25 protein-coding genes and 5 pseudogenes are annotated in these 23172 nt (G+C 35.1%); 19 read left to right on the top strand and 11 right to left on the bottom strand.

The genetic code is table 11. The features are described from left to right. Positions 1-168 precede the first annotated feature (168 nt). On the top strand, positions 169-1314 hold the full coding sequence (spoIIP, locus tag ACEWFJ_RS15365) for a stage II sporulation protein P (RefSeq protein WP_473689128.1): 1146 nt from the start codon (positions 169-171) through the stop codon (positions 1312-1314). A gap of 232 nt (positions 1315-1546) precedes the next feature. Here the strand turns inward: spoIIP and ACEWFJ_RS15360 are convergent, their stop codons facing one another. After that, the gene (locus ACEWFJ_RS15360; RefSeq protein ID WP_473689127.1) at positions 1547-2008 is read right to left on the bottom strand and encodes a DinB family protein; all 462 of its coding nucleotides are present in this window, start codon (positions 2006-2008) and stop codon (positions 1547-1549) included. Positions 2009-2174: 166 nt separating this feature from the next. Here ACEWFJ_RS15360 and alr point away from each other — a divergent pair, with 166 nt between their 5' ends. Next, a complete protein-coding gene (gene alr / locus ACEWFJ_RS15355; protein ID WP_473689126.1) occupies positions 2175-3350 on the top strand; it encodes an alanine racemase in 1176 nt (391 codons plus the stop codon). A 58-nt stretch (positions 3351-3408) separates the two neighbouring features. Here alr and ACEWFJ_RS15350 read toward each other — a convergent pair whose 3' ends face one another. The 3 genes and pseudogenes from ACEWFJ_RS15350 to ACEWFJ_RS15340 form a co-directional block, all read right to left on the bottom strand. After that, positions 3409-4230 (bottom strand): GNAT family N-acetyltransferase, encoded by an 822-nt coding sequence (locus ACEWFJ_RS15350; protein ID WP_473692543.1) that lies wholly within the window; start codon positions 4228-4230, stop codon positions 3409-3411. A gap of 54 nt (positions 4231-4284) precedes the next feature. After that, positions 4285-4719, bottom strand: a complete 435-nt coding sequence (locus ACEWFJ_RS15345; protein ID WP_473689125.1) for a GNAT family N-acetyltransferase — start codon at positions 4717-4719, stop codon at positions 4285-4287. 36 nt (positions 4720-4755) lie between these two features. Beyond that, positions 4756-4848, bottom strand: a pseudogene (locus ACEWFJ_RS15340) (nitrate reductase); the annotation flags it as partial. Between the two features lie 377 nt (positions 4849-5225). On the opposite strand from ACEWFJ_RS15340, the gene ACEWFJ_RS15335 reads away from it, so the two are divergent. The 3 genes from ACEWFJ_RS15335 to ACEWFJ_RS15325 all read left to right on the top strand — a co-directional run bounded on the left by ACEWFJ_RS15335 (position 5226) and on the right by ACEWFJ_RS15325 (position 7822). Further along, positions 5226-5579, top strand: a complete 354-nt coding sequence (locus ACEWFJ_RS15335) for an ArsR/SmtB family transcription factor (protein ID WP_473689124.1) — start codon at positions 5226-5228, stop codon at positions 5577-5579. Beyond that, positions 5569-6009, top strand: coding sequence for a DNA mismatch repair protein (locus ACEWFJ_RS15330; protein WP_473689123.1), 441 nt, complete (start codon positions 5569-5571; stop codon positions 6007-6009). The genes ACEWFJ_RS15335 and ACEWFJ_RS15330 overlap by 11 nt, the downstream gene beginning before the upstream one ends. 70 nt (positions 6010-6079) lie before the next feature. Next, a complete protein-coding gene (locus tag ACEWFJ_RS15325) occupies positions 6080-7822 on the top strand; it encodes a SulP family inorganic anion transporter (protein WP_473689122.1) in 1743 nt (580 codons plus the stop codon). A gap of 147 nt (positions 7823-7969) precedes the next feature. On the opposite strand, the gene pdxR is transcribed toward ACEWFJ_RS15325, so the two are convergent. Then, positions 7970-9364 carry a MocR-like pyridoxine biosynthesis transcription factor PdxR gene (gene pdxR / locus ACEWFJ_RS15320; RefSeq protein ID WP_473689121.1) on the bottom strand — a complete coding sequence of 465 codons (1395 nt, stop codon included), beginning with the start codon at positions 9362-9364 and terminating at the stop codon, positions 7970-7972. Between the two features lie 129 nt (positions 9365-9493). Between pdxR and ACEWFJ_RS15315 the strand changes: the two genes are divergently transcribed. Further along, the gene (locus tag ACEWFJ_RS15315; protein WP_473689120.1) at positions 9494-9925 is read left to right on the top strand and encodes a GNAT family N-acetyltransferase; all 432 of its coding nucleotides are present in this window, start codon (positions 9494-9496) and stop codon (positions 9923-9925) included. Positions 9926-9969: 44 nt separating this feature from the next. Here the strand turns inward: ACEWFJ_RS15315 and ACEWFJ_RS15310 are convergent, their stop codons facing one another. Beyond that, positions 9970-10566: an SdpI family protein gene (locus ACEWFJ_RS15310; protein WP_473689119.1), complete on the bottom strand. Its 597-nt coding sequence runs from the start codon at positions 10564-10566 to the stop codon at positions 9970-9972. Positions 10567-10671: 105 nt separating this feature from the next. Next, complete coding sequence (locus ACEWFJ_RS15305; RefSeq protein ID WP_473689118.1) at positions 10672-10941, bottom strand: hypothetical protein; 270 nt, start codon at positions 10939-10941, stop codon at positions 10672-10674. Between the two features lie 217 nt (positions 10942-11158). Here ACEWFJ_RS15305 and ACEWFJ_RS15300 point away from each other — a divergent pair, with 217 nt between their 5' ends. The 5 genes from ACEWFJ_RS15300 to ACEWFJ_RS15280 all read left to right on the top strand — a co-directional run bounded on the left by ACEWFJ_RS15300 (position 11159) and on the right by ACEWFJ_RS15280 (position 13635). Beyond that, the gene (locus ACEWFJ_RS15300; protein ID WP_473689117.1) at positions 11159-11725 is read left to right on the top strand and encodes a GNAT family N-acetyltransferase; all 567 of its coding nucleotides are present in this window, start codon (positions 11159-11161) and stop codon (positions 11723-11725) included. A gap of 5 nt (positions 11726-11730) precedes the next feature. Continuing rightward, on the top strand, positions 11731-12282 hold the full coding sequence (locus ACEWFJ_RS15295; RefSeq protein WP_473689116.1) for a 2'-5' RNA ligase family protein: 552 nt from the start codon (positions 11731-11733) through the stop codon (positions 12280-12282). Then, positions 12279-12764, top strand: coding sequence for a GNAT family N-acetyltransferase (locus ACEWFJ_RS15290; protein ID WP_473689115.1), 486 nt, complete (start codon positions 12279-12281; stop codon positions 12762-12764). Before ACEWFJ_RS15295 ends, ACEWFJ_RS15290 begins: the two co-directional genes overlap by 4 nt. A gap of 18 nt (positions 12765-12782) precedes the next feature. Next, positions 12783-13226, top strand: a complete 444-nt coding sequence (locus tag ACEWFJ_RS15285; RefSeq protein WP_473689114.1) for a GNAT family N-acetyltransferase — start codon at positions 12783-12785, stop codon at positions 13224-13226. A gap of 100 nt (positions 13227-13326) precedes the next feature. Next, on the top strand, positions 13327-13635 hold the full coding sequence (locus ACEWFJ_RS15280; RefSeq protein ID WP_473692541.1) for an antibiotic biosynthesis monooxygenase family protein: 309 nt from the start codon (positions 13327-13329) through the stop codon (positions 13633-13635). Between the two features lie 65 nt (positions 13636-13700). Here ACEWFJ_RS15280 and ACEWFJ_RS15275 read toward each other — a convergent pair whose 3' ends face one another. After that, positions 13701-14486: a GNAT family N-acetyltransferase gene (locus ACEWFJ_RS15275; protein ID WP_473689113.1), complete on the bottom strand. Its 786-nt coding sequence runs from the start codon at positions 14484-14486 to the stop codon at positions 13701-13703. Positions 14487-14621: 135 nt separating this feature from the next. Here ACEWFJ_RS15275 and ytfJ point away from each other — a divergent pair. The 4 genes and pseudogenes from ytfJ (at position 14622) to ACEWFJ_RS15255 (ending at position 16637) form a co-directional block, all read left to right on the top strand. Further along, positions 14622-15046, top strand: a pseudogene (gene ytfJ, locus ACEWFJ_RS15270) (GerW family sporulation protein). Positions 15047-15207: 161 nt separating this feature from the next. After that, a complete protein-coding gene (locus ACEWFJ_RS15265; protein ID WP_473689112.1) occupies positions 15208-15984 on the top strand; it encodes an oxalate:formate antiporter in 777 nt (258 codons plus the stop codon). A 52-nt stretch (positions 15985-16036) separates the two neighbouring features. Continuing rightward, positions 16037-16357, top strand: coding sequence for a hypothetical protein (locus ACEWFJ_RS15260; RefSeq protein WP_473689111.1), 321 nt, complete (start codon positions 16037-16039; stop codon positions 16355-16357). Positions 16358-16428: 71 nt separating this feature from the next. Continuing rightward, a pseudogene (locus ACEWFJ_RS15255) lies at positions 16429-16637 on the top strand (hypothetical protein). 211 nt (positions 16638-16848) lie between these two features. Here the strand turns inward: ACEWFJ_RS15255 and ACEWFJ_RS15250 are convergent. Then, positions 16849-17186 (bottom strand): annotated as a pseudogene (locus ACEWFJ_RS15250) (permease). 208 nt (positions 17187-17394) lie between these two features. On the opposite strand from ACEWFJ_RS15250, the gene ACEWFJ_RS15245 reads away from it, so the two are divergent. From ACEWFJ_RS15245 to ACEWFJ_RS15230, 4 genes are all read left to right on the top strand, one after another. Further along, positions 17395-18075 carry a class I SAM-dependent methyltransferase gene (locus ACEWFJ_RS15245; RefSeq protein ID WP_473689110.1) on the top strand — a complete coding sequence of 227 codons (681 nt, stop codon included), beginning with the start codon at positions 17395-17397 and terminating at the stop codon, positions 18073-18075. Positions 18076-18156: 81 nt separating this feature from the next. After that, positions 18157-19845 carry a formate--tetrahydrofolate ligase gene (locus tag ACEWFJ_RS15240; protein WP_098310865.1) on the top strand — a complete coding sequence of 563 codons (1689 nt, stop codon included), beginning with the start codon at positions 18157-18159 and terminating at the stop codon, positions 19843-19845. A gap of 90 nt (positions 19846-19935) precedes the next feature. Continuing rightward, a complete protein-coding gene (locus ACEWFJ_RS15235; RefSeq protein ID WP_473689109.1) occupies positions 19936-20463 on the top strand; it encodes a hypothetical protein in 528 nt (175 codons plus the stop codon). A gap of 19 nt (positions 20464-20482) precedes the next feature. Further along, the gene (locus ACEWFJ_RS15230; RefSeq protein WP_473689108.1) at positions 20483-21652 is read left to right on the top strand and encodes a DEAD/DEAH box helicase; all 1170 of its coding nucleotides are present in this window, start codon (positions 20483-20485) and stop codon (positions 21650-21652) included. Positions 21653-21704: 52 nt separating this feature from the next. Here the strand turns inward: ACEWFJ_RS15230 and ACEWFJ_RS15225 are convergent. Together ACEWFJ_RS15225 and ACEWFJ_RS15220 are read right to left on the bottom strand one after the other, a co-directional pair. After that, positions 21705-22673 (bottom strand): annotated as a pseudogene (locus ACEWFJ_RS15225) (MBL fold metallo-hydrolase); the annotation flags it as partial. Between the two features lie 93 nt (positions 22674-22766). After that, complete coding sequence (locus tag ACEWFJ_RS15220; RefSeq protein ID WP_176524718.1) at positions 22767-22988, bottom strand: DUF3925 family protein; 222 nt, start codon at positions 22986-22988, stop codon at positions 22767-22769. Positions 22989-23172: the final 184 nt, after the last annotated feature.

The following is a 23172-nucleotide window of genomic DNA, read 5'->3' as shown; positions in this document are numbered from 1 at the left end:
AAGATGAAGATGTAAGGAGTAGATATATATAATGAAGCTGAAAATATATATACGAATTAAATAGTAGGTGTATATATTCAAGCTTCAAAACGTGCAGGACATAGTAGTGTAATCAGAATGTATATTGTATAAAGCTTGTACATACCCATGTATAGAAAGGGTGGTACGATGAAAAAGTATTTTATACATTCTCAGACACATAGTAAGAAGATTATAATTTTATTGTGTTCTTATGCATTTTTCATTTTAGTGGCTGCATCGTTAGTTACAACGATGTTACATACAATGAAATCATATTATGTCAATCAATGGTTTGGAAAAATTTCCTCACAAGGATTTATGCAAATGATTGAAATGGAAAATCATTATTTTTCTTTTGAATATTTTCAAACAAAGAAACGAGAATCAGTAGGAGCGTTATTGTTTTCGTTAACAACAGATATGCGTTTGCAAGATATTCGAACATTTATGGGAAAAGAAATCCCAGGAATGGCAAATTATTATTCTGACATTCTTGTAGCTGGAGAAGGAACTGATTATACAAATATACCAAATGAATCAAGTGTACCGATAGAAGAAATTACGAAAGAGCGCGAAGTGGCTAAAGAAAAAGTTCAGGAAGCAGAAAAGAATAATCCTGTTCAAAAGAAAGGAAATGCTATAGAGGGAAAAAATGCCGTATTTATTTATCATACGCATAGTTGGGAATCGTTTTTACCGTTATTACCTGGAGCGAAAATTCCAGATGAAGCATCAAGTCCAGATGTAAATGTTTCACTCCTTGGTACGAGATTAAAACAGCAATTAGAAGGACAAGGAATTCCGGCTGTACATGACAAGACAAACATGGGAGACTTATTAGCGCAGAAAAAGATGAAGTGGTATCAGGCTTATAAAGCATCGCATGGATATGTAAAAGAAGCGTTAGCTCAAAATAAGCAAATTGTATTTCCGATTGATATTCACCGAGATGATCAGCGTAAGAATGTTACAACAAAAGTGATTAATGGAAAGTCATACGCAAGACTTTATTTCATTATCGGGATGGAAAATGAAGGACGAGAAGAAAATATGAAAATCGCAAACGAAATTAATTCATATTTGGATAAACATTATTATGGACTCAGCCGAGGAATTTTCAAAAAGGACAAAAGTAAAGGAGATGGTACATATAATCAAGATTTATCTTCCAATGCTCTACTTGTAGAAGTTGGTGGTGTTGATAATACGCTAGAAGAATTGTATAACTCTATTGATGTACTAGCAGAAGCGTTTAGCAGGTATTATTGGGATGCGGAGAAAGTGAATTATTAATGAGAAATAAGAGCAATAGAAAGGGACGGAAAACCGATCCTTTTCTATTTCCTGAAGACAAATGATAGTTGTACTTTATCCCGCATTAACGAGCTCAAGATTGAGAGAGAAGCGAAGAAGATAGGTGGGGGATGAAAAAAACACTGATGGAAGTTTCACTTTATCAACAGCAGCCACTTGTATGAACATGATTGGCTGCTGTTTTTTGTTGAAATGCAAATGCAGTTTGTTTTCATTCGAATAAAGGAATTAATGGGTCTTTCACATGTTCTGTCAATAAAGTATGTAGTTGTCCGCGATGATGATAAAAATGAGCAACAATTTCAAGTAACCATTCAAAACGAGAATAAGAAACGCCCCAGTAGGAATGTGTGATTTCTTCAAGCTCTGCTATGGAGTATGCTTGAAATGTTTTAGCAAGAAGTTGAAAACCTTCTTTCATTGTCTGTTGAACTTCTGCAAGTGTATGAGGTGTATGTTGTGAGTAAAATTTATTTAGTTCTTCTTTTGATGCTTCATTTAAAATAAGAAGATCGGCATAACAAATAAGAGATAAATGTGTATAAATTTCAAAGATGGATCGCTTGTCTTTGATAGGGCGATGTTGTAATTCATCGTAAGTAAATTGTTCTAACATCTGTATTGTAGAATCAATCCCAAATTTTAATTGGTGCAGCGTGGCTTGAACAAACATTGTATTTCTCCTCACATCCGTTTATAATAGTGTCTTAAGAGTATTTTATCATATTCAAAATTCTGAAGATTCTTGTAGTTTGACGAAAAAAATGAAAAGTATTATATTGTTAAAGGTCCTATTGAACGATAAATAGAATGGAATTATTGAGTTAGGAGTTAGAATAATGATTTCAAGATATGGAAGAAATACAATTGTTGAAATTAATTTAGATGCTGTAAAACATAATGTAAGAGAATTTAAAAAACGTGTAAACGATGAAAATATTGCAATGATGGCAGCAGTAAAGGCAAATGGATACGGGCATGGTGCAATTGAAATTGCAAAAGCAGCGATTGAAGCTGGAGTAAGTCATTTTGCAGTTGCTTTTATAGATGAAGGAATTGAGCTCCGTGAAGCAGGAATTACTGCACCAATTTTAATTTTAGGTTATACGCCGGAAGAAGCTGTAGCAGATGCAATTGAATACGATATTATGATTACGGTATATCGGACTGAAGATTTAATAAATATTGACCACATAGCGGAACGTGTTCAAAAAAAGGCACGTATTCAAATTAAAATTGATACAGGTATGAGTAGAATTGGCTTACAAGAAGAAGAAGTGGTACCATTTTTACAGAAATTGAAAGAAATGAAACATGTGAAAGTAGAAGGAATGTTTACACATTACTCGACTGCTGATGAAGTAGATAAAACATATACGTTGATGCAAAAAGATTTATTTGAGAAGGCTGTAAATACTGCAAAAAGTATGGGGATTCATTTGCCGCTTATTCATAGTTCCAATAGCGCAGGAACAATGGAGTTAGATAACGAATCTCAAAACATGGTTCGTGTCGGGATAGGGGTATATGGAATGTATCCTTCAAAAGAAGTGGACCATAAAGCAGTTTCACTTCAGTCAATTTTAACGTTAAAGTCAAAAGTAGCTCATGTGAAACACGCGAAAAAAGGAAGAGGCGTAAGTTACGGAAATACGTATGTTGCAACAGGTGATGAGTGGATTGCTACGATTCCAATCGGGTATGCAGATGGATTTAGCCGTCAATTATCAAGTAAAGGATATGCGTTAATCAATGGCGTGAGAGTACCTATTATCGGCCGTGTTTGTATGGATCAACTTATGCTTGATGTAACAAAAGCGATGCCTGTACATGTTGGAGATGAGGTTGTCTTCTATGGTAAGCAAGGTAATGAAGAGATTACAGTAGAAGAGATTGCTGATACGTTAGGGACAATTAACTATGAAGTAACGTGCATGTTAGATCGAAGAATTCCACGTGTATACAAAGAAGATGGTAAAATCGTTGGTATTGTAAATCCATTAAGAAGAAAATAAAAAAGAAGAATGTTATGCATTCTTCTTTTTTATGTAAATGAAAACGGTTACTTCCGGACTATTTGTTAATTAAATCATAGTAATGATAGCTCGCAGTAATTTCAAAACCACAGTGCTTATAAAGTTGCAAAGCATTCTCATTTTTTGTCTCTACCTCTAGTGTAATGTTTCTTTTTCCTTCTTGTAATAATCGTTGTACAGTATTTTGTAATATATTTTTCCCGAATCCTCTTCCGTGATAAGAAGGATCCACAGCAAAACCGGAGATAGATGTGACCTCTTCTTCATGAGAAACGGTTATCGTTCCTACTACTTCCTGATTGAAAAGAGCCATATAAAGCTGACGGTTAGGTGCTGATATTGTCTTATGTAACCATGTTATATTATCTTGTAAGGAATCGTTAAAAGCTTTACTTGCAATTTTAGCGATATTCGGCACTTCCTCAGTAGTAGCTGGTACAAGGTGAATTGTATTTTTTATATTTATAAAAGAAGTTGAATTTCTTTTGAATCGCATAGAGTATTCACTAAACAAAATTTGTAATCCAAAAGATTTAGCAAAGGCGTTTCCACTTGTAGAAGTAGCATTTACGATGAATAATAGGTCATTGATGTTACGTTTTTTTATTTCGTCAAAAGCTGCATCTAGAAGGTTACTACATATTTTTTGCCTTCGAAATGAAGGATGAACCATTCCTATTAATTCAAGTTTAGTAGGTCTTTCAAATTCGTACATACTTACAAAACCAACTAATTTGTCGTCTTGGTAATAAAGAAAATCATTCACTTGATCTTTATTTCTTGTTTGGAGTACATCTACATATAAAGAAGGTTTATACTCCAGCCCATCGTTACGTTCACAGTATGTTGCTAAATCGATTATTTGCTGTATGTCTTCTGAGGTTAATATATTCTTTTTTTAATCGTCAAAGAATCACTCTCCATTTGATACTATTAATCTTTTCTGTAAGTAATAGTGTGTATGTCCTTTCGGAAAATCTTCTATAACACCATATACTTCATAGCCATGTTTTTTGTAAAATTCCGGTGCTTGAAAGCTAAATGTATCAAGTTTAATAAGATTACAATCGTTTTCTTTCGCTATTCGTTCGGCTTCTAATAGGAGTTTACTGCCATAGCCCTTATGGCGCAGACTATCACTGACCCATAAAATATTGATGTGTAAGCATTGCCAAAATATGACCCCTGTTAAGCCAGCTACCATTTCTTCATTATCGTTTTTTAGTGTTAAACTGATATCTTTAACAAGTGATTTCTCACTACCTGAAACTTGTGAATGATTGAATGCGATTAATTGTTTTCTAATATAATCGCTGTCCTCTTGACTCCATTTGTTTTGGATTTGCATATTGTATTCTCCTTTTTATATTGTGTTGTTTGATAATTAAAAGAAAGATGGGTGTTTCATCCACTCGTCTAGGTCTACACTTCCTTGGACAGACAGTAAACGATATAAATATCGATATGGTTCTCTGCATTGCTTGCATGGTCTTCGTAACCAGGATGTAATTCTTCTATCTGTAAGATAGGAGAAGAAAACATTGTTTGTAGCATCATAACGCATATGGACTACTTTTCAAAAAATTCGAACAAAACAATTATATAATATTTATAGGTAAAATAGGGATATTTTAGGAAGATAAGTAAGGGGCAGAATCAAAAAGGTGTTGTAAACAGATGCAATACATCGTTTACAGCACTTTTTTGATTTTTTGTTAACGTTTTGAAATTTGTATTGATAATTGAAAGTTCTAGAAGTATCATATACATATTCAAACATTTGAAGATGTATATGATACTTCTAGGTTATTTAAAATCAACAATAAGTAATGGAGGTGTTTTAATGGGAGGGAAATGCAACAATTTAAGGCTGATTTTTTTAAAGCTTTATCACATCCCTTGCGAATTCGTATTCTCGAATTGCTGTCAGAGGGGGAAAAAAGTGTAAATGAAATTCAAAGCATTCTTAATAAGGAAGGTTCCGCGGTTTCTCAACAGTTAAGTGTGTTACGTGCAAAAAATATTGTTGTTGGTACCAAAGATGGAAAACGAGTTTTATATTCTCTTCGAGATCCTATGATTATGAATTTATTGGAAGTTGCACGGAAAATTTTTAATAACCATTTGATTGATACGATTTCAATGTTAGAAGAACTAGACGAAACAGACGGTGAAACGGTAGCCAAGGAGGCACAGATTGAGTATTGAAATTAAGAAAGAAGCTATTATCCAACATGGAATTGAAACACTTCGCTCAATAGGAGCTCATCACGTTTGCAATGTTTGTATTAAAAGTGGGAATTCCTGTTGTTTTTCATGCCAACATTTACAAGATGGAGTTGGATGTCAAGAAAGGAATACAGCCTGTACAGCTTGGTTATGTGGGATTCAAAGTTTTTTATTTGATCAAATAGGATTACTGGATGAATGGAATCGTTTTTGGAGCGAAATTCCGGGTCAGATGTTTCGTAGAGATAGTACGCCAAAGAAGGTATCGATTACAGCACTTATAGATACGCAGAAGCTAGATAGTCGCGGTGGAGAACTTCTAGCCGAAAGGTTGAAAACCTACGTGCAAGAAGGCGGGGATATAGGTAAGCTAGAATGCCGTTTGAACAAAACGTATAGTAAATATTAAGTTGATATTCTCTTAGAAAAATATAAAGTTTGCAATTCAAATTTATTAAGAATAGAAAAGAAGGGTTTGTATGAAAGGGTTATTTACGGGAAGATTTGAAGGATACTCATTGAGACATTTTCAAAAGGATCTTCTTTCAGGAACAATTGTCGCAGTTGTTGCGATTCCACTTGCTATGTCTTTTGCTATCGCTTCTGGGGTGAAACCAGAGTACGGGATTTATACAACGTGTATTGCTGGGATTCTCACTTCGTTATTTGGTGGTTCGAAGTATCAAATTGGAGGACCGACAGGTGCTTTTGTTCCGATTCTTTTAGGCATTGTAATTACTTATGGATATGAAAACTTACTACTGGCTGGTTTATTAGCTGGAATTATCTTATGCCTTATGGGGATTTTTAAACTGGGATCTTTAATTAAGTTTATTCCACGTCCTGTAACAGTTGGTTTTACATCAGGTATTGCTGTTACTATTTTTACGGGACAAATTGCTGGCTTTTTGGGGCTGACAGGTATAAAAAAGCATGAGGAATTTATAGCAAATTTGAAGGAAATCTTTATCCATATTGATACCATCAATTTTTATAGTATTATAACTGCTTTGATTTGCCTTTTTGTTATATTGATAACACCAAAAATCTTACCAAAAGTTCCTGGTTCATTAGTAGGTATTGTTATTTCAACTGTAATTGCAACGGTATTTTTCTCGGGTCATGTACCTACTATCGGTACAGCATATGGTACGATTCCGAATACACTTCCTCAGTTCCATATTCCAGAAATCACATTGGAGCGTATAAAACAGTTAATTGGTCCTGCATTTGTTATTGCCATGTTGGGGAGTATTGAATCTCTTTTATCGGCTGTCGTGGCAGATGGTATGACAAATAGTAAGCACAACAGTAACAAAGAGCTTATCGGTCAAGGAATTGCTAATATTGTTACACCCTTATTCGGAGGAATTCCGGCAACTGGAGCGATTGCCCGAACAGCAACTAATATTAGGAGTGGAGCTACTTCTCCGATGTCAGGTATTATTCATGGGGTGCTTGTCTTATTAACGCTTCTACTGTTAGCTCCATCTGCTTCACATATTCCGCTTGCTAGTATGGCCCCTGTTTTAATGGTAGTAGCTTGGAATATGAGTGAACAAAAACATTTTGCTCACATCCTTAAAATGAAAACGGGAGATTCTCTTGTATTACTTGTAACATTTTTGTTTACTGTATTTACTAGTTTGACAACAGCTGTAGAAATCGGTCTTATTCTAGCTATTATTTTATTTACAAAACGTATGAGTAACATGCTTGTTATATCTAAAGTGCTTCCTGATCATACAAGAAAGAATGAAAAATTGCTGCCACATGTGGTGAATAAAACGCATGACTGTCCGCAAATTAGTATTTATACAATAGAAGGTCCGTTATTCTTTGGAGCTGCTCAAACGTTTGAACAAAACATTTTAGCAACTATTCATTATAAACCAAAAGTTTTAATTTTACGTATGGGAAAAGTTCCTTTTATTGATACAACAGGAGAATCCTATTTTAGGAATATTGTTCATCACTTTAAAAAACAAGGTGGCGTACTTCTTGTTTCAGGAATCCAAGCTGAGTTAAAAGCAACTTTAGATAAAAACGGATTGTATGCTGAAATTGGAGAAAAGAACTTTTTTGAACATACAGGGGAAGCTATTACTTATGCTTTAGAACATTTGGATACACAAAAATGTATAGGTTGTAAACATTTTGCTTTTCATGAATGTACCCAACTTTCTCATCAATCTCAACCAGTGAGTGCATTAGATTATTAAAAAAGATCTGTCAGGATATGCAAGAAAACAAGGCCCTTTTATCCTGTAGGACAATAAAGCCCTTATTTTAAGATAATAAGAAATGAAAAATTGCTGTAAACAGATAAAATATATTGTTTACAGCACTTTTTTTGTTGCTTATGTTACCTAAAACCAAGCTTTCTTTAATAATTGTATAGCACAGAGAATGTCGTTTGCTGATAACCCTCCAAACCCCATCAATACGTAAGATTCCTTCTGTAAGGCATTTTCTGCATCATATAGAGAAAGAGGATATACTTTGACACCATTTTCAGCTGCCTTATCGATAAGCTCATGTTCATTCATTCCGTTATGAACATGTAATACAATATGAAGTCCAGACTGGGAACCTATGATATCGACGAGCGGGCCCATTTCTTGTTGAATTGTATGTACTAGTAAGTGATGTTTCTTTTTGTATATAGTGCGAATTCGATTCAAGTGTCGATTCCAATAACCTTCTCTCATAAATGTTGCAAATGTGAGCTGTTGTATTTTTGAGACGGTTTGCTTGAAGATGATACCATCATGTTGATAAGTTTTTAGCAAAGTTTGTGGAAGAACCATATAACTCATTCGGAGTGAAGGCAAAAATGACTTAGAAAATGTTCCCATATAAATGACACGTCCATTTGTATCTAATCCTTGTAAGGAAGGGATAGGTTTTCCTGTGTAACGAAATTCACCGTCATAATCATCTTCTATAATATAGCTATCATTTTCACTTGCCCATTTTAGCAGCTCCATTCGGCGAGAAAGAGGCATAATCATCCCGTATGGAAATTGATGAGAAGGTGTTACATATACGACATTAGCATCACTTTTATATAAAGAGGAAATATGGATCCCTTTTTCATCTAAAAATACCGGCTGTATATGCAAGCCGCAACTTTGCATGACAGCTCTTACGCGATGAAACCCTGGATTTTCCATTGCATATCTATACTCATTCCCAAGCAATTGCAAAAGTAACCAAAGAAGAGGCTGTGTACCTGCTCCGATGATAATTTGTTCTGGAGTAGAGTGGACACCACGCGCTTGATAGAGATAGCGAGAGATTTCAGAGCGAAGCTGCCATTCACCTTGTGAGTCTTCTTTTGTAAATAAGTCATTCTCATATTCTAGGAGACAATTACTCGTTATTTTTTTCCAAGTAGACAACGGGAAGGAGTCTATATCAATGCTCCCATGACTGAAATCATAACGTAAATTTTCCTGAGCAGGTTTCTCTTTATATGCAATATTTTTATTGCTTGTTGTCTGGATCATATCGTAATCTGCATCAGCAACAAATAAACCTCTTTTTTGTTTACTTTCTACATACCCTTCAGCTATTAATTGCTGATATGCATATTCAACTGTATTACGGCTTACACCAAGCTGCAAAGATAAATTGCGGTGAGATGGCAGACGACTACCAACCTCAATACTTCCTTGTAAGATTTCTTGTTTTATATAGTTATAAATTTGTATGTAAAGCGGTATCTTACTTTCTGAATCTAATGGGATGATAAGTTCCATTGTCATCTTCCTTTCAAACTGTCCCTATAAAAAAGAATAAAACTGCCACTTACAAAAGGGGCATGTGCTTTTTATAATAACAATCATAAAACATTTTGAATTTTTTATAAATAATTGGAGGGAATGAATATGAATACATGTGTGCAAGAGGTAAAAACAGAGCAAGAATTTTGTAAGGTGTTACTAGTATTACAGCAGTTGCGGCCTACACTTTCTCAAGAAGAAGCACAGTCTCTTTTGGAAAGAATGAAAGAAGAAAATTATCGCCTATTTGCTTTGTATAATAGTGAAGGAGAAGTAGTGAGTTTAGCAGGAACAGCAATTTGTACAAATTTTTATAATAAGAAACATGTCTTTATATATGATCTTGTTACAGCAGAGTCACATCGTTCAAAAGGATATGGAGAGACACTGCTGTCGTATATTGAGGGGTGGGGGAAAGAGAATGGTTGTACTTGTGTCGTATTAACTTCAGCATTTCCAAGAATAGATGCGCACCGTTTTTATGAAAGAGAAGGATATGAAAAGGTGAGTTATTCATTTCATAAGGAAATAAAATAAAGCAGAAGATAGTCTTCTGCTTTATTTCATACAAATAGTTTGTTTTATAGAGAAGAAGACTGCTTTTGATCTTTTATAAATAAATATATCGTACTGCCAATGACTACAACTGTCATAATGATAATCGTTCCAAGGAGAGCATAATGTATGAGAGAAGAAGGGAACGCAAATGATGAAACTCCGATACATAAGCCTGCTAACAGAATAGAAATACCACATATTTTTTGTGACTTTTTCTCCAGCTCTTTGCTATTCCATTGATAGGATATAGTAGAACCTTTTGCATCAACCTTCGTGATGAAATAGCCGATAATAATGAAAAGTAGTCCGACGGCAGAGAGAATGAGTTGCTCATGAGGAAGATTGTAACCAAGCGCAAGTAGAGAAATGGTCATATCAGTAAAGAAAAGGAACAGTAATACTGCATTTCCAATCCATTTGAAAAAACGTGCGTCTTCAATCATATGTGATAAGCCTTCAAATAAAAAAGCGATAAAGCATGACAAAAGAATAGCAATTGTTACATGTGTTCCTTTTGTCAGGGTAGAAGTGGGATTTCCGTTAAAATCCCACTTTGTTACAACTTCAGGAGGCAAGAAAAAGTATAGAATGACATTTGCAGCAATAAGCGTACATAGCAAAATTAAGCCGAATTTATTTTTTATAGTAATCCTTTCTTTTTACATATTTGCAGAAGAACAATAAGGATGTTCTTTTTTATTAGCGAAGGTGAAGGAGTGTTTATGTTATACAGAGGTTTGATTGTCTGTGTTTATTGATATCTCTGCCGTTTGCTGTTCTCTTTTAGCTAGTGCATCTTGAATGCCATTTGTCATCATTTTAATTATTAAAATGGTAAGGAAGAATGCAGCGAGTGTACTAAGAACGATCCAGCTAGAGACATTAATTTGATAATAATTTAAACCAATAAGTCCAGCCCAGTCATTTGAGAGTGAGATAGGTTTAGAAGTTCCTTCGGATACTGAGATATCTTCCTTAGCATAAAATCCCTCCAAAAAACACATTTTTACAATACTATACAAAATAATCGATTGTTTGTTTTGATTTTTCAGAAAAAACATTATAATAAATAAAACTAGTAAATAAATATAATGTTTCTCTAGTTCACTTAGAAATAGAGAAGAGTGATTTTATACTATCTTTGCTAATAAAACTTATAGTGTATTGCTACATAGTAATTGAAAGATAAGAAAGTATATATAGGAGGATTCTATGGAACAAACTTATTTAAAAGGTGAAAAAGTAGTTATTCGAACGATAGAAAAAGCGGATTTGTATCCGCTATGGCAAGAAGTTTATAAAGAAGAGAATCCAGAGTGGAAAAAATGGGATGCACCGTATTTTCCATTTGTTAGACAAGAGTTTACTTCTTTTCAAGAAGGTCTATGTTCTAAATTAATGAAAGATCCATATTCAAGGTTTCTTATTGAAAAAGATGGTGAAATCATAGGAATCGTAACGTATTACTGGGAGCATGAGCCTTCACGTTGGTTAGAGATTGGAATTACCATTTACAATCCAACATATTGGAATGGAGGTTATGGTACAGAAGCTTTACGTATGTACATTGACTTTCTATTCCAACATATGACGATTGGAAGGGTCGGTTTAACGACATGGTCAGGAAATAGCCGCATGATGAAAGTTGCTGAGAAGCTTGGCATGCAATTAGAAGGAAGAATGAGAAAATGCCGTTATTATAACGGAGAATATTACGATTCGATTCGGATGGGGATGATCCGTGAAGAATGGGAAGAAATGAAAGCAACGAGGAGATGAGTCGTTTGTACGCAGTTATTGTAACTTTGGATGAACTATTTGCAACATATATAAAAAAGAAGTGGGATGAATTAAGTGATTTGTCATCTTATATAAACAACATTGAAGGAATGGAACCACATATTACATTAGCAGATTATAAACAGCTTGATATCGAAATATTCAAGCAAGAGCTGCATCAGTTTTCAAAGCGTACGAATACTATTGAAGTTGAATTTTCTCATATAGGGAGTTTCCCGGTAAATGGAACAGTTTTTTATGCTCCGACGATAACAGAAAATCTAAAACAGTTTCATACAAACTATCATAAATATTTTAGTTTTTTTCAAGATAATACAGATTCCTATTATGTAACAGATAAATGGGTTCCGCATTGTACAGTGGCAAGTAGACTAACCAAAATACAGTTAGGACAAGCTTTTCAACATGTATGTGAGAGCTTTGAAGTGATGCGAGCGGTAATAAATCGTATCAAGTTAATCCAAGTTGTATATGAAGATGGAATGTGTGTGAAGTGTAACACATTAGCAGATTATAGATTGGGGGAGTCTCTATGAATTTTGTCATCCGTGAAATGAAAGAAGAAGATATTCCAGCCGTACAACATGTGGCCAAGATTTCTTGGAACGATACATATAAAGACATTATTCCAATACCAGCACAAGAGAAGTTTTTACAGCATGCTTATTCTCATGACATGATGAGCCACCGCTTACAACATTCACACTTATTTGTAGGAGAAGTAGACGGGAAAGTTGTCGGATTTGCAAATTTTTCACCAATAAAGCATCAATATGAAACAGAGTTAGGGGCAATTTACTTATTGCCTGAATACCAAGGTAGCGGTATAGGAACAGCATTGTTGCAAACAGGAATTGTAATGTTGAAAGGTGTGAAAAAGATTTATATTAACGTAGAATCAGAGAATAAAATTGGAAAAGCATTTTATACTGCAAAAGGATTTGCAGTGGTAGATGCGTTTGAAGAAGACTTTGATGGGTATATGCTGAAAACATTAAGAATGGTATTGCATGTTTAATAGAAGGGGGAGGTTCTTATGATCCAAAGAGCAACTGAAAGCGATACGGAAAAAATTTTAGCTCATGCGGCCGAGTCTTTATATGAAGGGACTATGAAAACGAGTGAGTTTAGCCAAGAGAAAGTACTAGAGATTACGGTGCCGCTTTTAGAAAAAGGAGCATTTTATCTTGTTATAAAACAGAAGGATATTTTAAATGGATGGATATTGATTGGAAGCAATAAGGACTATTTTTCTGGAGAAGAACTAGGCTTCATTTATGAATTGTATGTGTTGCCTTCTTATCGTGGAAAAGGTCTTTCACGCCAACTTATGAGAGCAGCAATTGATGAACTAAATAAGCTAGGCTATTCGGAAATTCGTTTAAACGTGTTTGCAGAGAATTTTGTGAAAGAGTTGTATAAAGAGATGGGATTCGTTGAGCGGCAAATTGTTATGAGCTTGAAACGTGAGAGTATGTAATTTTGAAAGAAATATAGAATCGCATTTTTAAATCTAAAAATAATGATAGGAAAGCATTTGAATGGGGTCGAGATGTAATAAAAAGTTAGGAGATGAGATGATGATATTAGAAGCAGCGATGCTCCAAGTGAAGCGCGGGTTGGTGAATGAATTTGAAAATGCCTTTCAAGAGGCTTCTAACATTATTTCTTCTATGAGAGGTTACCGAGGTCATACACTTCATAAATGTATAGAAACTGAAGGGAAATATCTTTTGTTAGTGAACTGGGAGACGTTAGAAGATCATACGGAAGGGTTTCGAAAATCGAGTGAATATGAAGAATGGAAAAAGAGATTGCATCATTTTTATGAGCCGTTTCCGATTGTAGAGCATTTTCAACATGTGAAATCGGGAGAGAAGAAAGTTTAATTGTAGTGAAAGGTGACTGCCATCAGAGGAGAAATGAGATATCCTGTACTGATGGCAGTTTCACTTTAGCGATACATTGTCCAAGTTCCAATATCCTTAAAGCCTAAACGTTTATAAATCCGTCCAGCAGCAGGGTTACTGTAAAATAAACAAAGTGTTCTTCCTTCAGCGATAAAGTCTTGAATCATTTTACTTATGATTTGAGAAGCATACCCTTTTCCGCGGTGATTTGAGTGTGTACATACACCTACAACCATAGCAGATAATGAATTTTCTGCAGATGTGGACGCGCACGCGATAATTTTTCCGTTTTCTTCTATATAATATGTCCGTCCGGTGTTTGTTTCAATTGCTTGGCGAAGGAGTTTACCTGCGCTGTCTGCTATCTTAAATTCTGTAATTTGTTTTCGTAAATGTATAATACGATCCACATCTTCAACCGTTGCCATTTTTATATTTTCTTTGTTTATATCTTTTACTAACTGTTTCTCGGTTGTACATTCACAAAAGTATGTCTGCAGTTTTTTACCAAGGTTTAGGTTATCGAGATTTTCAAACTGTTCTACGACCTCTGATTGTCCAGAGAGTTTAATGTAGTCATGGTTAGTAAATTGATCAATAAATGCTTCTGGTTGGAATGAAGCCTCAGCATAGGCAATAAAGGAATCATGGAATCTCAATAGAACAGCTTGTAATTCATTTTCTATCGTAAACTGTCCCCATAGTTCTTGAAAATCTTGATCATATCCAAATGCCTCAATATCACCAATTAAGAATAGGTTGAATGCAGCTTCTTTCTTTAAAAAAGAAAGTACTTGTTCATGGTCTTGTTCGGTTAGTTTTCGAATCATTTTTGCTGAAACTCCTTTTGTTTGTATTTTCTAAATATTAGTACTTATAATTTTGGAAATCAATAAAAAATTTTATGTTTAGTTCACAATGTTTAGGAAAAACTAGGAAGGATATGAAAAAGGAGGTTATGAACGGTGGATCATCCAATTCAAGGGCTGATGAAAGCAGCTATGGAAAATTTAAAAGAAATGGTTGACGTGAATACAATTGTTGGTGAACCTGTTCAAACAGCAGATGGCGGTGTTGTTTTAACTGTTTCAAAAGTAGCATTTGGTTTTGGTGCAGGTGGATCAGATTTTTCCACAAATGACGTGCAAAAGTCACAAAGTCATCCCGCATTTGGTGGTGGTAGTGCGGGGGAGTTTCTATTACACCGGTGGCCTTTCTTGTTGTGAATAAGGATGGTGTAAATATTCTTCATTTGCAAAATGCAACGCACTTGGCAGAGAAGATAATCGAACTTGCGCCGCAAACAATTGATAAGATTCAGTCGATCTTTCAAAATAATAAAAAACAGGATAGCTCTCATTATCCACAAAATCCAGATGAAATTGCATGAAAAATGCCTGTTTATAAGCAGGCATTTTTTCTTGTAATAGTGATGTAATAAAACTCATAAAAATGTAAATAGTTTTTATAGTTTTTTCTATGTTTCTAAAAATTTTCGTGATAAAATATCCTATAGTATTGAAACATATAAAACGAAGGTGGCTAGGTGCTTTGTCTGGAGGATCTGACCAAATCAAGAATATGATTTATATTAATGGTAATCGTCGCAATCATTGTTTTATCACATCTGGAATTACGTTTGAGGAATTTGCAAGCAATATTCCTTCGCCGCTTCATCAAGTCCTGCTTTTAAAGCATAGTTTTGAATGGACTGATCTTCATTATCATACTTTATTTGAATATGCAGAAGAAGAGAGCATACATAAATTAATTGCGGCAGATGTGGATGAGTTTGAAGAATTTTGCTGGGTTGATTTTGATGATGTGAATGACTTGGATGAATTGGAGCCAAAAGAAATTGCAGAATTACTCTATTTGGCACACAAAAAGGAACCGCTCGGGAAGGCCTTTTTCCCACTTTTGAAAAATAGATTCGTTTATCTTTCTCATGATGATGGCTGGTACAATAAGGTATATTACCGAAGAATGCCGGACTTTGTCGGAATGCTTAGTAAGGTGATTCCTTATAAGCTTGGCTCATTTGGAAAAAAACGATTCGCATTCTTTCAAAAATCAAAAATTTATCCAGCGATTTCAAAAGAGGTCATTCTCAAACTTCTGCCATTTATGGAAGATGGCTTATATTTGGACTTAGCAGGAAAATTAGAATCAAGACGTGGCTTAGAGATTCCTGTTTATGTTATCGGTTCGTATGAAAGTACAAATGAAGTTTTAGACAGTTTAGAAGATTTGAAAAGCGAAGCTTCTGAAACAGGATGGCTTATCTTTGATAAGAAAGAACAAGAGTGGCAATGGATAATGGACTAAGGGAACTTGACGATAGAAGTCAAGTTTTCTTTCTTTTTGGAAAGGAGATAAAATGGGGAAGACTTTCACAATAATAGGCATTAGTAGTATTATATTTGTAGCAATTTTATTATTAACTTGTCCGAAGGAAGCGGACTTTCAAAAACATTTAGCAGATGAATATTCAATTGTGTGTAATGAAGTGAGTTTTAGTTGTATACAGCAAAAAGATAATAAAGAAGAGAAACTGGAGTTTGTTGGTAGTGATGTTCGAAACGGCATATTCTTTATGAAAATAGAACAAACCTTTCAAACAGAAACAGGAAAAAAGAAGACGTATAGTGCCATTGGAATATTGGGGATGTTCCTCTTTTCCTCTGAAAAGACTTTCTAATGTTTAGAAGGTCTTTTTTTATATTCTCTCTCATATAGTTATGGTAAGACAGGCTTGGGGAGGAGATTATTTTGAAAAAGATTTGTATGGTTTGCGGAGGAGAAGAATTTTTTCTTCCACCTTATATGCACGTACAAAACAAGACTGGGCGTATGCGCCGAATATGTATCGCTTTGAAAAAGTATTTATTGAACAGCGAGATGAGGAGAACTATCCTGTATTTCAAGAAATTACTGCTTATCATTGCAGTGGTTGCGGTTATGTGATGTTATTTCGTTAATAAGCAAAGAGATACAACAAATGCATCCATTGTTGAATGGATGCATTTTAGTTCTTTATCCCGCTACTTTTGGGCAGTAAGACCCCTCACCCCAAAACGAAGAAGATAGGTCGGGAATAACTGTTGGTATGCGCCTGATTGGTTTAACTAACCATCAGTGGGGGATGAAGCCTTCCACTGATGGAATTTTCACTTTATAAGAAAGCGCCTTTTAAAAGGCTGATAAGAAGAGAGGATATAATAAACTGAAAAGCAGAGAAAATCCTCCAAAGCCAATAGCTGTATATCCAAGTGTTTTTGCTTCATAACGAACAGCGAGAAGCCCAATTAAGATGGAAAGAGATCCAAATGTAATAGGATAGAAAGCAATTGAAAATAAAGAGATAAATAATGCGATGTACCCAACAATTGTACCAATGTCTGTTCTGTCTTCTTCTTTATGGATTTCTTTATGACGACGCCTAATTGGAAGACGCTGAGGGTAATTTCTACCGCATATTCTTCTTGTTTTTCTCCGCTTTTTAAATGATGCGTTCGTTTTTTTGGCAATGAATAGCCCTCTCTTTCGATTTAGGGTATGTTTAGTATTTTTTATAAAGAAAAAAACATGTCTGTTATTTATATCCAAACAAATAAAAATGGAGAAAGTGATTGTCCGTTGCTATGTTATCCATCTCTCCTTAAGAATAAACAGGAATAATGTAAAATGATGTAGAATGACTTTTAGATAGATGAAAAATGTAAAGGTGGGATAATAATGACGAAATTTAATTGGCATGAAGCAGCGCAGCAGAAATGGGATAATAATGCTGATTTTTGGAATCAAAATAGTCAAGAAATGTGGGATAGTGGCAGCCGTAGTGCAATTATTCCATTTTTCCAAAAATACATACGAAACGGGGCAACTGTTCTTGATGTAGGGTGCGGAGATGGATATGGAACATACAAATTAAATAAAGCAGGTTACAAAGCATGTGGTATTGATTTATCAGAGCAAATGATTGAAAAAGGAAAAGAGCGCGGTGAGAGTCCTAATTTATCGTTTATAGTAGGAGATCTTACTTCATTACCGTTTCAAGATGAGGAGTTTGCATCAGTTTTAGCAGTAAATTCATTAGAATGGACGGAAGCGCCACTTCAAGCCCTGCAAGAAATAAAGCGAGTATTAGCGCCAGAAGGTTTTGCATGTATTGCCATTTTGGGACCAACAGCAAAACCACGTGAAAATAGCTATCCACGTCTATATGGAAAAGATGTCGTTTGTAATACGATGATGCCGTGGGAATTTCAAAAGCTTGCACAGGAACAAGGATTCAATTTAATAGATGGAATGGGCGTATATAAGCGTGGTGTAAACGAAAAGATGATTGGACAACTTCCGCTTGAATTGCAGCAAGCTTTAACATTTATGTGGGTATTTATGTTTCAAAAGAAGTAACTTATAGGAGGATTATAAGTGCAGAAAATACAAAAAACTGATACAATATTTTCAGAAACAATTAAAGGGGGACTAGGGAATATGACAGCAACTACTACAGTAAAATCTGATATTGAAATTGCACAAGAAGCAAGCATGAAGAGAATCCAAGAGATTGCATCAGAATTAAACATTTTAGAAGAAGAATTAGAGCCGTACGGTCATTATAAAGGGAAATTATCTCTTGATATTTTTAAGCGCTTACAAGGAAAAGAAGATGGAAAAATTGTTTTAGTTACAGCGATTAACCCTACTCCAGCAGGGGAAGGGAAATCAACTGTAACAGTTGGTTTAGGGCAAGCTTTCAATAAAATTGGTAAAAAAGCAGTTATTGCGCTTCGTGAACCATCTCTTGGACCAACTATGGGATTAAAAGGTGGTGCAGCGGGCGGTGGTTACTCGCAAGTCGTACCAATGGAAGACATTAACCTTCACTTTACAGGGGATATTCATGCGATTACAACTGCAAATAATGCACTTGCAGCATTTATCGATAACCATATTCAACAAGGAAATGACCTTCGCATCGATACACGTAAAATTGTATGGAAGCGCTGTGTAGATTTAAATGACCGTGCGCTTCGCAATGTTGTAATTGGTCTAGGTGGACCAGTACAAGGTGTACCGCGTGAAGATGGTTTTGATATTACAGTTGCATCTGAAATTATGGCTGTATTCTGTCTAGCGACAGATGTACAAGACTTAAAAGTACGCTTAGCTCGTATTGTTGTAGCCTACAATATGGATAATGAGCCTGTAACAGTAAAAGATTTAGGTGTAGAAGGTGCATTAACACTTCTATTAAAAGATGCATTAAAGCCAAACTTAGTACAAACGTTAGAAAATACACCAGCAATTATTCATGGTGGACCATTTGCCAACATCGCACACGGTTGTAACAGTGTAATCGCAACGACAATGGCAGCTAAACTTGGTGATTATGTGATTACGGAATCTGGTTTTGGTGCAGATTTAGGTGCTGAAAAATTCTTAGACATTAAAGCGCGTGCAGCAGGTATTAAACCAGAAGCAGTTGTCATTGTTGCGACAATTCGTGCCCTTAAAATGCATGGCGGTGTAGCGAAAGACGAGTTAAAAGAAGAAAATGTTGATGCGTTAGCAAAAGGTATGGAAAACTTACAAAAACACGTTGAAACCATTCAAGAATTTGGTGTTCCGTTTGTTATTGCAATCAACAAATTTATTACAGATACAGTTGCTGAAGTAGAGTACTTACAAAATTGGTGCGGTGAGCGCGGTTACGAAGTATCATTAACAGAAGTATGGGAAAAAGGTGGTCAAGGCGGTGTTGACCTAGCAGAGAAGGTATTAAAAGTAATTGAAAAAGGTGAAAACAAATACGCACCTTTATATGATTTAGAACTTCCATTAGAAGAAAAAATTCGTACAATTGCTCAAAAAGTATACGGTGCAAAAGATATTGAATTTGCACCAAAAGCTCGCAAGCAATTAACGCAATTTGCGGGAGAAGGATGGGGCAACTTGCCAATTTGTATGGCAAAAACACAGTACTCTCTTTCTGACGATGCGACAAAATTAGGACGTCCATCTGATTTTGTTGTAACAATTCGTGAGTTAAAACCATCTATTGGTGCTGGATTTATCGTAGCGTTAACAGGAACAATGCTAACAATGCCAGGACTTCCAAAGAAACCAGCTGCTCTTCAAATGGACGTAAATGAAGATGGAAAAGCAGTAGGTTTATTCTAAAAGGTTGTATTTCTTCTCTTTTATCGGTAAACTATACGTACATCACGTGGCGCCTTTCGATGGAAAGGCGCTTGTTTTTTGGAGGAATATATGTTTGATCCAACTGCTTTTGAAAATTTAAAAGTTATTGTTGAAGGAGCTGTATATGATTTTGATTTGCATGGTGACATCATTGTAACTGACCGAAAAGATATAATGGATCTAGCGTCGTTTAGTCGTACATATACCATTTCGTTTCAACTGAAAGAATATATAGAGTCACTAGTAGAAGCAACATTTTTATTATCAGTTAATGCAGAAAATTTATCAGGTGAGATATTAGAGGTACCGTATTTTGTGCCTGGCTGTGAAATGAAGCTTTTCTTTACATTTTCTTTGAAGCATCCAGAAAAAGATTGTCAAGAAATTGAAGCGTTGCTACAATCCATATGGGGAAAAGAACGAATGATTACGCAGCAAATTTCATACGAATATAATAAGCAAGCGATTTCATATCATAATAAGGTAGGAATCTTATTTCAAAAATCGATTACAGAAGATCATGTTGATGACTTAATAGCTGTTATTTCTCATATGATAGAAACGATGCGAACAATACAACAATTTCTTCAAAAATAGAGATAAAGGAGAAAAAGAAATGATAAAAGATATGCAACCATTTTTGCAACAAGCTTGGGAGAAGGCTGGTTTTAAAGAGTTTACTGAAATCCAAAAGCAAGCTATTCCAACTATTCTAGAAGGACAAGATGTTATTGCTGAATCTCCAACTGGGACAGGTAAAACATTAGCGTATTTATTGCCACTTTTACATAAAATTAACCCTGAAGTGAAACAGCCTCAAGTAGTAATCTTAGCACCGACGCGTGAACTTGTGATGCAAATTCATGAAGAAGTGCAAAAGTTTACGGCAGGAACTGATATTTCAGGTGCATCTTTAATTGGTGGTGCGGATATTAAGCGTCAAGTAGAGAAGTTAAAGAAACATCCACGAGTGATCGTTGGATCACCTGGACGTATTTTAGAACTAATCCGCATGAAGAAATTGAAAATGCATGAAGTGAAAACAATTGTATTTGATGAGTTTGATCAAATTGTAAAACAAAAGATGATAGATGCTGTGTCCGATGTAATTAAATCGACAATGCGTGATCGTCAAGTAGTATTCTTCTCTGCAACAATGACAAAAGATGCAGAAGAAGTAGCACGTGATTTTGCAGTTGAACCGCAATTCGTTCGTATTAAACGTACGGACACAAAGAGTTTGGTTGAACATACGTATATCGTTTGCGAGCGTCGTGAAAAGAACGAGTTTATTAGAAGAATTATGCATACTGGCGATGTAAAAGCAGTTGCCTTTTTAAATGATCCATTCCGTTTAGATGAAATTGCGGAAAAACTGAAATTCCGTAAGATGAAAGCAGCAGCTCTTCATGCAGAAGCAACTAAACAAGAGCGTGAAGCAACGATGCGTGCATTCCGACAAGGGAAAGTGGAAATTTTATTAGCGACAGATATTGCAGCGCGTGGATTAGATATTGATGATTTAACACATGTTATTCATTTAGAATTACCAGATACACTTGATCAATATATTCATCGTTCAGGACGTACAGGGCGTATGGGTAAAGAGGGTACAGTTGTTTCTCTTGTAACGCCTCAAGAAGAGAAGAAGTTACTTCAATTTGCGAAGAAGCTAGGTATTCAATTCAATAAAAGAGAAGTGTTTAAAGGTTCGTTTGTCGAGTCGAAACCGAAAGCTCCAAAGAAAAAGAAACCTGCATTTAATGGGAAGAAGAAGCCTAGATAAATAAAAAAGACGCGGCTACGAATATTACGTAGTCGCGTCTTTTTTCATTATCATTTAAAGTTTTCTTTGTTTGTTCCAACTTTGTAAAATAATCAATAATTCCCATCGCACTAATTTCCATATCAAGTTTCAACAAATCATAAATAGAATGTGTTGCTGGGACGCCTTTTTTTGTAAGGTGCGATGACACTTTTTCCAGCAAGAGATTGGACAGTTGATGGCTTGCTTTTTCAAAGTCTTGTTCTTTTTCAAATATTTGCTTGCCGGCTTCAACAAATACATGGAGCCAATGTTCTAGCTGAGTGCAGATTTCAGAAACATGGGAAGAGGCGCCATAATGACCGAAATAAATGTAATCGACATTCATATTTCGAATGAGATCTTTTGAAGCTAACATAGCTTCAGGTTGAAACTGCGTAGGAGATGTTGTTGGTAAATAAAGTTCAACACCAAGTTCAGCCAATTGATGGTAATAAATACCAATCGTATCACCTGTAAATATACCATTTGTTAAGGAATCATGAATGCTAATATGATGCTTTGCATGGCCAGGTGTATCATAGAATGTAAGCGTTCGATTTTCTGCGATATGCAGTGTTTCACCATCTTGTACGATGTGAACGCGTTCTTCTGGAATAGGCAAAATGGGGTGAAAAAGTTTATCAAATGAATCTCCGTAAACAGCTTTTGCACCTTGAATGAGTTTAGTCGGATCAACCATGTGACGAGCGCCTCGAGAATGAACGAATAACGTTGCGTTGGGGCATTTCTCCATCATTAAGCCAGCAGCACCAGCATGGTCAAGATGAACATGTGTGACAATAATATTTTTAATATCAACAAGCTGTATATTTAATTGTGTTAATCCATCTAAAAGATAAGGAAGAGAAGGTGCGGCGCACGCTTCAATTATAGTGATGTCATCACCAAGTAAGACATATGTACCTGTACGTTGTTCATGTTGTAAGTCGTGATCGTCGATAATATATAACTGTGAAGATATTTTCTCTACTTTTTTCAAACTTATCACTCCTTATAATTTACTATTCTTTTCTTTTATTATAAAAGAATAGGCAGAAAACGAAACATCGTTTTCTGCCTTTATGTAATATGTTTAGTTATTTTGTTGTTTACTGAGAGACATAATAAAGTATCCGACAAGACCACCAATTGCTGGAACAGTAATCATTCCTGCTAGTGTAAAGTATTTGCTTAAGAAAATACCGTTAACATCCATAAACCATCCTAAGACAAATAACATCATCATGTATAGTACGAAATAAAATTCGCGATTAGAAAGCTTTTCACCTTGTGCAGTTTTCATTATCAACACCATCCTTATTTGTAATAATGGAATTGAAAATGTCACAATTTAGAAGATAAAATGTCACATTTTGTTCACACTTTTATTGTAAAACTTTCCAAGAAAAATGTCTAGTTAGTTGTGACAACTTTTTGAACAAAAATAAAACGTTCACATTAGACAATAAAGAAAAAGCGTCTTATGATGAAAGGAAGAG

The sequence above is a fragment of the Bacillus sp. EA-CB0995 genome (genome assembly GCF_055814245.1).
The sequence above is the reverse complement of the archived record's forward strand: the minus strand, read 5'-3'. Positions and strand labels throughout refer to the sequence as shown.